General features: G+C 41.8%; 7 protein-coding genes. 4 read left to right on the top strand and 3 right to left on the bottom strand.

Annotated elements, in window-relative coordinates; translation table 11 throughout:
• Positions 1-824: 824 nt before the first annotated feature.
• From thrS to rnr, 4 genes are all read left to right on the top strand, one after another.
• Positions 825-2,759 carry a threonine--tRNA ligase gene (thrS, locus tag QL919_RS13030; RefSeq protein WP_290189911.1) on the top strand — a complete coding sequence of 645 codons (1,935 nt, stop codon included), beginning with the start codon at positions 825-827 and terminating at the stop codon, positions 2,757-2,759.
• A 23-nt stretch (positions 2,760-2,782) separates the two neighbouring features.
• On the top strand, positions 2,783-3,286 hold the full coding sequence (infC, locus tag QL919_RS13025; RefSeq protein WP_290189910.1) for a translation initiation factor IF-3: 504 nt from the start codon (positions 2,783-2,785) through the stop codon (positions 3,284-3,286).
• Between the two features lie 411 nt (positions 3,287-3,697).
• Complete coding sequence (locus tag QL919_RS13020) at positions 3,698-4,942, top strand: toxic anion resistance protein (protein WP_290189909.1); 1,245 nt, start codon at positions 3,698-3,700, stop codon at positions 4,940-4,942.
• Positions 4,943-5,115: 173 nt separating this feature from the next.
• Complete coding sequence (gene rnr / locus QL919_RS13015) at positions 5,116-7,380, top strand: ribonuclease R (protein ID WP_290189908.1); 2,265 nt, start codon at positions 5,116-5,118, stop codon at positions 7,378-7,380.
• A 105-nt stretch (positions 7,381-7,485) separates the two neighbouring features.
• Here rnr and QL919_RS13010 read toward each other — a convergent pair whose 3' ends face one another.
• The 3 genes from QL919_RS13010 to hisA form a co-directional block, all read right to left on the bottom strand.
• Complete coding sequence (locus tag QL919_RS13010; RefSeq protein WP_290189907.1) at positions 7,486-7,806, bottom strand: hypothetical protein; 321 nt, start codon at positions 7,804-7,806, stop codon at positions 7,486-7,488.
• A gap of 94 nt (positions 7,807-7,900) precedes the next feature.
• The gene (locus QL919_RS13005; RefSeq protein ID WP_290189906.1) at positions 7,901-9,628 is read right to left on the bottom strand and encodes a mechanosensitive ion channel family protein; all 1,728 of its coding nucleotides are present in this window, start codon (positions 9,626-9,628) and stop codon (positions 7,901-7,903) included.
• Between the two features lie 79 nt (positions 9,629-9,707).
• Positions 9,708-10,445 carry a 1-(5-phosphoribosyl)-5-[(5-phosphoribosylamino)methylideneamino]imidazole-4-carboxamide isomerase gene (gene hisA / locus QL919_RS13000; protein WP_290189905.1) on the bottom strand — a complete coding sequence of 246 codons (738 nt, stop codon included), beginning with the start codon at positions 10,443-10,445 and terminating at the stop codon, positions 9,708-9,710.
• Positions 10,446-11,466: the final 1,021 nt, after the last annotated feature.

Genomic DNA, 11,466 nt, shown 5'->3' with positions numbered 1-11,466 from the left:
CATATCATAAAGATTAGGTTTGTCAAGCTTTTTTATAATTTGTTTCAATAAGTTAGCCAGGTTTGTTATATGTAAATTCACATATAAATGATTCCGGTTCGTCTTAATGAGGTGCGTATTATAGACGGTTTGCGCTGGGTGTCAACCGCTTTTACCAAGGTTTTTCAATTAATTTTAGAAAACACACAACAAGCGTTACTTTTCAATAACTTAGCCAAAGATTGTTTTAACAATTTTAACGATGCTGTGCCAGGAACTTGCTTGCGCCTAGCTATTAGCGTTGACTCGCTCAAGTTATCACCCATTTACTGAACGTTTTAGAGTAATTATACCTACAGCCAAACTTATTGCTTATAACTATTGACTAGCACCTATTCGATTACAGTTATATGATCAGTATTGATGTTTATATAATGCGTACCTATATATGAGCTGATATATAGACGCTAAACTCATAAGCTCAGCTTGTTGATGTAGAACATCCCCTTCCCTCTGCTGTCTAGTGTTAACAGACAGTTTTTGCTATAATAACTCTCTTTATGACATTACTTAATCATACTTCCGCTTAGCCTCATTAACAGGCAGCTTGTGTATCATCACGACAATTCGATTGTATAATTATTAAATGGCCAAGTTATTTGATAACTTATGCCTTGGTTAACCAATAATTATGATGCTATATAAGTGTGAGCTTAGTGATTTTTGGGTAATGCCTATCTCTTACAACATATCACAGTGGTTAGATATAATTGATGTGGTCTTGCGGTTATATGATTGATGGTTGCAATCATCACTGCCAACGGATCCAAAAAGGTGAATAGACTATGGTAGCGATTACTTTACCCGATGGTAGCGTAAAAGAGTTCGAAGGCAACACGACGGTCATGGAAGTGGCGCAAAGTATTGGCGCAGGCCTTGCCAAAGCAACAGTTGCAGGGCGTGTAAATGGTCAACTGGTAGACGCCTCTGACGCTATCACTACCGATGCTAACGTTGAAATCGTAACCCCAAGAGACGCAGATGGTGTCGATATTATTCGTCATTCTGCCGCGCATTTGCTCGGTCATGCTGTTAAACAACTTTATCCTGACGTAAAAATGGTCATTGGCCCTGTTATTGAAGATGGCTTTTATTATGACATCTACAGTGAGACGCCATTTACACCTGAACACATGGAAGCCATCGAAAAGCGCATGATGCAGTTGATAAAGCAGGACTATGACGTCATAAAGAAAATAACGCCACGTGATGAAGTGATTAAGATTTTTGAAGAACGCGGTGAAGACTATAAGCTTAAGCTGATCAACGATATGCCAGGCGAAGAAGCCTTTGGTCTGTATCACCATCAAGAATATGTCGATATGTGCCGTGGTCCACACGTACCAAATACGCGCTTCTTAAAAGTATTTAAACTGACCAAAATGTCAGGTGCTTATTGGCGCGGTGATGCTAAGAACGAGCAGCTGCAACGTATTTATGGTACGGCATGGGCAGATAAGAAAGATTTAAAAGCCTATATCCAGCGTATCGAAGAAGCAGAAAAACGTGACCACCGTAAAATTGGTAAGGCGTTGAACTTGTTTCATATGCAAGAGCAAGCACCGGGTATGGTGTTCTGGCATGCCAATGGTTGGACAATTTATCAAGTGCTTGAGCAATATATGCGTAAAGTACAATACGATAATGGCTATGAAGAAATTAAAACGCCGCAAATCGTCGACCGTAGCTTGTGGGAACGCTCAGGCCATTGGGGCAACTACGCAACCAATATGTTCACGACGTCTAGCGAAAACCGTGATTACGCGGTAAAGCCAATGAACTGCCCATGTCACGTGCAAGTATTCAATCAAGGTTTGAAATCTTATCGTGATTTGCCTCTACGTATGGCAGAGTTTGGCTCGTGTCACCGTAATGAGCCGTCGGGTTCGCTCCATGGTCTGATGCGCGTGCGTGGCTTTACGCAAGATGATGCGCATATCTTTTGTACGCAGGCGCAAATTCAGCAAGAAGTCGCGGACTTTATCAAGTTAACCCTTGCCGTTTATGACGACTTTGGCTTTGACAAGATTATTATGAAGCTTTCTACCCGTCCAGAAAAACGTGTCGGTAGCGATGAGTCTTGGGATTTTGCTGAAAAAGCATTGGCCGATGCGCTAGATAGCTCAGGTCTTGACTGGGAATATCTGCCAGGTGAAGGCGCATTCTATGGTCCGAAGATTGAATTTAGTTTGAAAGACAGTTTAGGCCGTGTCTGGCAGTGCGGTACCATTCAGGTTGATCCAAATATGCCTGAGCGTCTCGATGCGGAGTTCGTCAACGAGCAAAATGAGCGTGAAGTACCTATTATGCTGCACCGTGCCATTTTAGGGTCATTTGAGCGTTTCATCGGTATATTGATTGAGAACTATGCCGGTTGGATGCCAGTATGGCTAGCACCGCAACAAGTCGTTGTCATGAATATCACTGATAAACAGGCAGATGCTTGTGAAAATGTGGTTAATGAGCTCAAAAATGCAGGTTTGCGAGCCACTAGTGACTTGCGTAACGAAAAGATTGGATTTAAGATACGAGAGAAAACATTAGAACGTATTCCCTATATGCTAGTATTAGGGGATAAAGAAGTCGAATCGGGCAGTGTCAACGTCCGAACGCGTGAAGGTGAGAACCTTGGCGTGATGAGCATTTCTGAATTTATTACATTAGTACAGACCGCTGTTGGTAAAAAAGGCCGACAGACCCCAAAAACAGATGAGGAGTAATACCTATTAAACAGTCCAACCGTTTGAACATCAACGAAGATATCAACGCCAAAGAAGTCCGTCTCGTTAAAGAAGACGGCGAACAAATGGGCGTGGTCGATATTGAAACCGCGATGAAAGCGGCGCGCGAAGACAACTTAGACTTAGTCGAATTGGTTCCAGATGCCAAACCGCCAGTATGTAAGATCATGGATTATAAGCATTTCCTCTATGATCAAAAACAAAAAGCGAAAGAAGCTAAGAAAAACCAAAAGCAGACTCAGCTTAAAGAGATGAAGCTACGTCCTAGCACCGAAGAAGCCGATTATCAGGTTAAACTGAAGAAAATTGTTAGCTTCTTGGAAGATCAAGACAAAGTTAAAATTAGCATCCGTTTCCGTGGACGCGAAATGGCGCACCAAGAAATTGGTCGCAAACAACTTGATCGTATTATTGAAGATACCGCTGATATCTCAAACGTCGAACAGTATCCTAAGATGGAAGGTCGTCAAATGGGTATGCTGCTTGGGCCAACTAAGAAAAAGTAGTCTGTTTTATCAGGTTACTGTTAGTGGTGGCTGTGAATCGATGTAACTGCTGTTCTATATAGACAGTTCGTCGATATAGATAGTTATAATCTTGACCATCAATATGCTACGGGATATTGATGGTTTTTTATTATTGGTAACCTCTAGATTCTCATGAGCTAATATTATTTAGACAAATGATTGTAGCTATATTAAAACAGTAGAAAACCAAGCTCACTCTAATTTACAAAACCTATCTTCTCACTACCTTATTAACACGGTAATCTAAAGCTCTACTGCACTGTAATTACGATTATTAGAATAAAAACAATCAAGTGCATAAAATGTGTATATAAAAGCCATCTCAATTATTATTAATGATGCATAGTCATTAAACACATACTGTCCATTTTAGATATTATAGGAAACTTCATGCAAGAATTGACTCCACCAGAAAACGCCACTACTCCTAGTATTTCGTTGACTGCGCCTGAACCTGTGAAAGAAATACAAAAAAGTGAAGCAGATCAAATGGTCAAGTTGGATGAAAGCCAAATCCCTGAGCTTGATGCCAAAGTTGATGCGTTTGTCGATCATGTGATTACCAACTCTGTACACAGCGCTGAGTTTCAGCAGAATGTACAATCTATTCATAACTTAGGCACTAAAGAGATTCGCGAATCAGCGCAAGTGTCCAACCGTATGTTGGATTTGCCCGCCAAGAGCCTGAATGACAGCCTGTTTGATAACTCTCCTATTGCCAAATCTCTAACCGAGCTGCGCGGTATCGTTGAGGACTTAGACCCAAGTAAAAAAGAGCTGACCAGCTCGCGCAAACTATTCGGTCTCATTCCATTTGGCAATAAAGTACAGGATTATTTTCGTCAATACGAGTCGGCTCAGTCGCATATCAATGCAGTGGTGACCAGCCTCTATAATGGTAAAGACGAGCTGCTCAAAGACAATGCGATGATCGAGCAAGAAAAAGTCAATATGTGGGATTTGATGCAGTCCATTCGTCAATATATCTATGTTGGTAAAAAGATTGATGAGCAATTAGAGCAAAAAGTTTATGCTATTGAAGCCACAGACCCTGAAAAAGCTCGTATTATTAAAGAAGAGATGTTGTTTTACGTCCGTCAAAAAAACACTGACTTTTTGACACAACTTGCCGTCAATGTGCAAGGGTATCTAGCGCTCGACACCATTCGTCGCAATAACCTAGAGCTGATTAAAGGGGTAGATCGTGCAACAACGACAACTATCTCTGCACTACGTACAGCAGTGGTGGTTGCTCAAGCGATGACCAATCAAAAGCTAGTGCTTGATCAGATTACTGCATTAAACAAAACCACCAGTAGCTTGATTGAATCAACGTCAGCGATGCTAAAGCGTCAGTCTGGTGAGATTCATGAGCAAGCTACTAGCAGCAGTATCGAGCTTGATAAATTACAAAATGCCTTTAATAATGTTTATGACACCATGGATATGATTAGTAATTATAAAATCGAAGCACTCGAAAACATGAAGCAAACCGTCAATACTTTGACCACCGAAGTTGATAAAGCACAGAAATATCTCGATAAATCGAATCAGACTACTGTGCTAGAAGTGTCAAAAGAATTGGACAGCAAAAAAATCACCAACCAATCAAATACGGTCGATGTTGATATTTGATTTCATTTGATGGCTGTTATTGCCTACTGCTACTGATTTTCACTGCTGTTAGCTCATAACGCTAACAGCTCACTGCTATTGAATACATATGTGACAATTGACGTAAGATATTGTGGCGTCGTTCGTGTTAAGATAGCCCTTATTAATAATTTTAAAAATAGATACGGTAATTTATGAGTTGGAACGATCCAAACGCCTCAAGTGAGGCAAAAAGATATGACAATCCCATCCCTAGTCGTGAGCTGATTCTCAGCACGATTAACGAGCATGGCGAGGTCACGCATCAACAGTTGGCAAAAGCCTTTAATATTGATGATCCAGACCAGTTTGACGCGTTAGGCAATCGCCTAAAAGCGATGGCACGTGATGGTCAAGTAAACCGCGATGGTCGTCCCTATCGCTATCGTACAGTGACAAAGCAAGATGTGGTCACCGGTACAGTCACTGCCCATCCAAAAGGTTTTGGTTTTGTACTACTAAGCGACATGCCAGACTTGTTTTTACATGAAAAACAGATGCGCTGGGTGTTCAATGGCGACACAGTAGAAGCCGTTGGTACGTCGACGGATAATCGTGGTCGTACTGAAGGACGCATCGTTGATGTGGTTGAACGTCGTCAAAACAACTTCATCGGTACATTGGCCCGTGATGAAGACGGTTACTGTGTAGAGCTTGGTAGCCCCAATAATCATCAGCCGATTACAGTGACTGAAGAAAACGTGCAAGCGCTTGATGCTAAACAAGGCGCACCGGTTAAGGTTGATATTATTGACTGGCCAAACCAGCATGAATTTGCCACTGGCAAAATCACTGAAGTGCTTTCAGATGACAACGATCGTGAGTTGATTATTGAGACTACCCTGCTCAACTACGACATTCCATCAGACTTTAGCGAAGCAGCACTTAAACAAGCCAACGCTTATCAAGAGCCAACTGACAAAGACTTAAAGGGTCGTACAGACTTACGTGATTTGCCACTGATCACTATTGATGGTGAAGATGCACGTGACTTTGACGATGCCGTATTTGCAGAAAAACGCTCTGGTGGTAACTATCGTGTCTTAGTAGCGATTGCTGATGTAAGCTATTATGTCACGCCAAACTCGCCACTAGATAAAGATGCTTACGAGCGCGGTACATCAGTCTATTTCCCGCATCGTGTGATTCCAATGCTACCTGAAGTATTGTCTAACGGTCTTTGTTCGCTAAACCCTGAGCTTGACCGCCTATGTATGGTTGCAGATATCAAGATATCACGCGCTGGTAAAATTACTGGTTACGAGTTCTACCCAGGTGTTATGCACTCTCAAGCACGCTTGACGTATAACCAAGTAAATGCTTATTTAGACAACCCAAAAGACAAGAGTGTACCCACCTCATTGACGGGTAACAAAGACGTCAAAAAATCTGTTGATACCTTACATCAATTGTATGAGCTACTATTGAAAAAGCGTGAAGAGCGTCATGCAATGGAGTTTGAAACGGTTGAGACTTACATTAAGTTTAATGAGAAAGGTGGTATCGAAGCAATCTTACCGCGTACTCGCGGTGATGCACAAAAGCTCATCGAGGAGTGCATGCTGCTGGCCAATACTTGTGCCGCTAACTTTGCATTAAAACATGAGTTACCAGTCCTGTATCGTAACCATGATAAGCCTGATGGTGAGAAATCAATGCGTATTCACGAATACGCAAAGAACTTTGGATTAAGCTTCCCAGAAGAAAATCCAACGCAAGCTGATTATCAGCGTATCATCGAAGCCACCAAAGACAGACCAGATGCCATTAGTATTCATAGCATGCTGCTACGTTCGATGATGCAAGCAAACTATGCACCTGACAATATCGGTCACTTTGGCTTGGCATATGACGAATACAGTCATTTCACATCGCCTATCCGTCGTTATCCTGACCTAATGTTGCATCGCGCCATTAAAGCCAAAGTTACTAATAGTCAGCAGCCAGTAATGGACTTCTCTCTAGAAGGTGCTGGCACGCAAACTTCAGATACTGAACGCCGTGCAGAAAAAGCATCGCGCTATGTAGAATCTTGGCTTAAGTGTCACTATATGAAAGACCATGTCGGTGAAGAGTTCAACGGCGTTGTGACAACTGTTACGAGCTTTGGTCTGTTTGTCACGTTGACTGATCTATATATCGATGGTTTGGTGCATATCTCTAATGTCGGCGATGACTTCTTTGTCTATGATGAGCAGCAACAGCAGCTTATCGGTAAAGACAAAGGTACCTTATTTGGATTGGGTGATTTAGTCAAAGTGAAAGTAGCAGGCGTCAATATGGACTTACTACAAATTGACTTTGATTTAAAAGCCAAGCTACAATCGAGTGAAATGAATCAATCAAAAAAAGACACCTCTAAAAAAACACCTGCTAAGAAAGGCAACAGCCGTAACAAAGGTTCTAGCAAGAAAAGCTAAGCTTGATTGAAGATTTTAGAATAAGAAAAAGGCTAACGTTATCGTTAGCCTTTTTTATTGACGTTTTCATAGGAGCTGACGTGCTTCTAGCAACTGATTAAGTAGTTACTGCGCCCTGCCCATTTGCTCTAAGCGCTGCTGATCTGTCTGCTGCGCTTGCTCAATTTTAGCTGTCGCATCATCCAAGGTGGCTTTTGGCTGTTGCCCTAGCGGCTTACTGGCAATATCTGTCGATGTCGAAGTGCTTGTAACTGGAATATCAGGCGTATCAGTATCGATATCAGCGCCCTCTTGGTTCGGATCCGAGCTACTACTGGCTGTGATGATTTCTCTATTTTTTTCACGCTGATTGCCATTGATAAGATTAAAACCAAGTAAGGCAACCATGCCAACTAGGGCGAATATAATCAAGTGTTTCATTTGCATAAAAAATGTCTCGTATTTGAATGATAATCAGATATACGTTTTACTGCATTTTTTATGCCTACTTTATGTCTAGCGTCTAGCTGACTCTTAAAACTTACTCTTGCGGACTATTATTGCTCAATAAATCGGTCTCATCTGAGCTTTCAGCAATTTCCTGCTCGACTTTTTCCATCAGCTTATCATTGGGGCGGGCATCGAGCACATCGTCTGCATTGCGACCTTGTAAGATAAGTTTGGCACGCGCCTTTGCTTTTTGCTTATCTTTGTCATCCGTACTACTGTCCTCAGCTTGGCTTTTATCTATTGCTTCTGGCGTCGTTGGTGTAATTGTCATGTCAGACTTAGCAATGCTGGCGCTGCTACCTTGCATGTGCTCAAATGCTTTTTCTAATTTATTATTAAAACGCAGTCGATAAATCGGTTCAGGTAAGCTAAAGCCTTCATTCTCTAATGCATGTTTGGTCTCACGAATGGCGATGCTGCGTGCTTTAGAAAAATCACTTTCTGATTGATCCACCCACACTTGGAACTCTAGAATAATATTAGAGTCGCCGACATTGGTAATCACAGCGACTGCTTTTGGCTCATCCAAAACGAATGCTAACGTATGTATCGCATCCAGTCCGACCTTAATAGCTGCTAATGGATCGTCATTGGCATCTACACCCAGCTCAAAGGTAAAACGACGTTCTGGGTTTTTGGTGTAATTCAAAATCGTTGCTTTAAACACTTCAGCATTGGGAATACGCAACTGGTTGCCATCTAAGGTCATCAGAATAGTGGCGCGTGACGTCAGGCGTACCACAATCCCCTCTTGGTCATTAATCAAAATATGGTCACGGGCGCGAAACGGTTGACGAATACTGAGCATGAGAGAAGCAATATAATTCTCAATGGTATCTTTGACCGCAAAACCAACTGCAATACCGATCACCCCAGCACCGCCTAGCAAAGTACCTAAAATGGTCTCTGCTCCTATTAGGCTGAGCGCCAGAATAAGACCAAATATAATGAAAATAACTTTGACCGTCTGCGCCAGTAATTCTGCCACAAAAGGGTTAGGCGTGAGACGTTGCCACATATTTTTGCGATTAGAGAGCCAACTACCAAACCATGTTACTAGCCCAAATAGAACAATACCGACCAATAATAATGGTAAGGCTTTCACCAGATTATTCGTTTTCACTTTTAGACCTTGATAAACGGTCGTGACGTTGTCTTGTACATCAAGCGTTCGAGTAATTCTATCCTCTACTGTTACCACGTCTGTTAAGCGATTGGTCAAATTGATGGCTTGTTGCGCTTTTTTTTCATTGGGTGTCTCACCGGTCAAGGTGACAACGCCTTGGGTGACACTGACGTTGACTGCCTGCAAGCCGTCTATCTCTGAAAAAATACCGCTAATGCGCTGACGAATATCATTGTCTTTTAGTGGAGTTGGTGTGGTTTCGATTTGAGCATTATTGGTACTCTCACCACTAATGACAGGTGGCGGGTCAACTGGCGTCGGTGCTGTTGGTAAGGTACTGCTATCTGGTTCATTAGTTGGTTCACTAATTGAGGGTTCGTTAGCAGCTTGCTCAGTCGTGGTATGATTGGTTGATTCATTGCTAGTAAGATTGTTAGTGAGACTGCTAGCTGCGCTGATATCAGCGATGCTAGCCTCGTCAGCCCCTTCTCTCACTAAAATAGCAGCTTCATCTGCAGTATTCGTTTCAGCTGCATAGCTCGGCAGGCTTAAAACGATGCTTAGTAGCAACAGTATCTGACCCCACGCTTTTAACAGACGGCGTGTCATTGGGCGGTCAAAAAAAGTGGCCATAAGCATCCTTTGTCTTACTGCTTTTTTGGTACCAGCTTATCAATACTACATTTATAACACTTACTTTTTAGTCTTAATATCAGCTGTCCAAATAGACTTGTGCTTCACCCAGGTCTAACGTACCTTCGTAGATGGCACGACCAGTGATAATGCCTTCGATGCAGTCACCGTAAGGTTTTAGCAGTTCAATATCTTTCATATTCGTAACACCACCTGAGGCGATGACTGGCAGACCACCTTCACGTGCTAAATTAACCGTTTGCTCGACGTTGACGCCTTGCATCATGCCATCGCGGTTGATATCGGTATAAACGATTGACGATACGCCAACATCAGCAAAACGCTTGGCAAGCTCAGTCGCTTTGGTATCAGTGACATTCGCCCAACCATGAGTGGCGACCATGCCGTCTTTGGCATCGATACCAACGATGATGTGCCCTGCAAACTCACGACAAGCTTCAGCGACGAAATCAGGATCTTCAACTGCTTTTGTGCCGATAATAATATAAGTCAAACCTGCAGTAATATACTGCTCAATGGTGTTCATATTACGCACACCACCGCCCAACTGAATCGGTAAATTCGGGTACGCTTTGGCAATGTCGTTGACCACTTGTCTGTGTACTGGCACCCCATCAAACGCACCATTTAAATCAACCAGATGTAAGCGACGCGCGCCTTCGTCTACCCAACGTGCCGCCATAGCGACTGGGTCATCAGAAAATACCGTATCATCCTCCATACGGCCTTGCTTTAAGCGCACACATTTTCCATCTTTTAAATCAATAGCCGGGATAATGACAGGGACAGCACACATATAACATTCCTTATAAAGCACAACATTAAAATAAATTTAGACCACTGAATCTAAGCGATTCCAATAATCATAAAAAATGCCACTGATAAAGTGACTTACTTTTTGAAGCGATTCTATTTCTAAAGGGGTTGAATTTAAAAAACCAAAACCGAAATCCAACTATAAAACCAAAATCTACTCCAAATCAGACCTCGAACCACTATCTAAAAACACACTCAGAATATAATATCAGCAAATCAGATGAGTTTTAGCCTGAAAATAACATGGAATAGGGTTTAAACTTTGCCAAAACCTCAATAATCATAACCATAAGTTTTAGCACGTAGAATCACTGGCAACATTAGGTAAATTCAATAACTGACTGGCAATTTTAGGTCAATTTAGCGTATAATCCTAGGTAAATTTGTATTTGTTTATATATGATAGCAACCATACACAATGCTTTTATCAGTTAACAATCACTGTGCATGGCGGTCAGGATGAATCGAACAACAGCTAAATGAACCAGTACAATATTGGCTGACAGTTGGCTAAAAAGGGTTATAGCAACAATCACAATCGGTAGTTTTTAAACAGACTACTCTGCAACACCAAACCCTTGAGATGGTTTTATAAACCTCTATCACATCCCTATCTTTAAATAACTACTCACAACAGTCACCACTAGGTTGATAGCAGTGTGTTTCGACAAGTAATGTTTACTTGTTAACTGCTTCTTTAGTTTGGCTTTTGACCAGTTTGTCTATCGTTATAGATGCTTTGGCTGCGTTCTTAGTTAATTTAGTACTTGTTAATTTGTACCCGTTCAAAGGGTGCTTTTTTAATGATTGCTCATTCACTGAATTGTATTCAATCTTACTGGTATTGCAGATTTTAATTTCAATGAAACGTATGATAAAGCTGTTTACGGTCAACGCATACACTTTTGGCTAGCTGCTAAAAGCACGATGTTTGGTTTGATGGTTTTAGCATACACCTTGGTAGCCAGTCGCCAACTTTGGTAATTCGAATAAGACATTAA

The sequence above is a fragment of the Psychrobacter sp. APC 3426 genome, assembly GCF_030408035.1.
Lineage (GTDB): Bacteria > Pseudomonadota > Gammaproteobacteria > Pseudomonadales > Moraxellaceae > Psychrobacter.
This window is presented reverse-complemented; position numbering and strand designations above follow the sequence as displayed.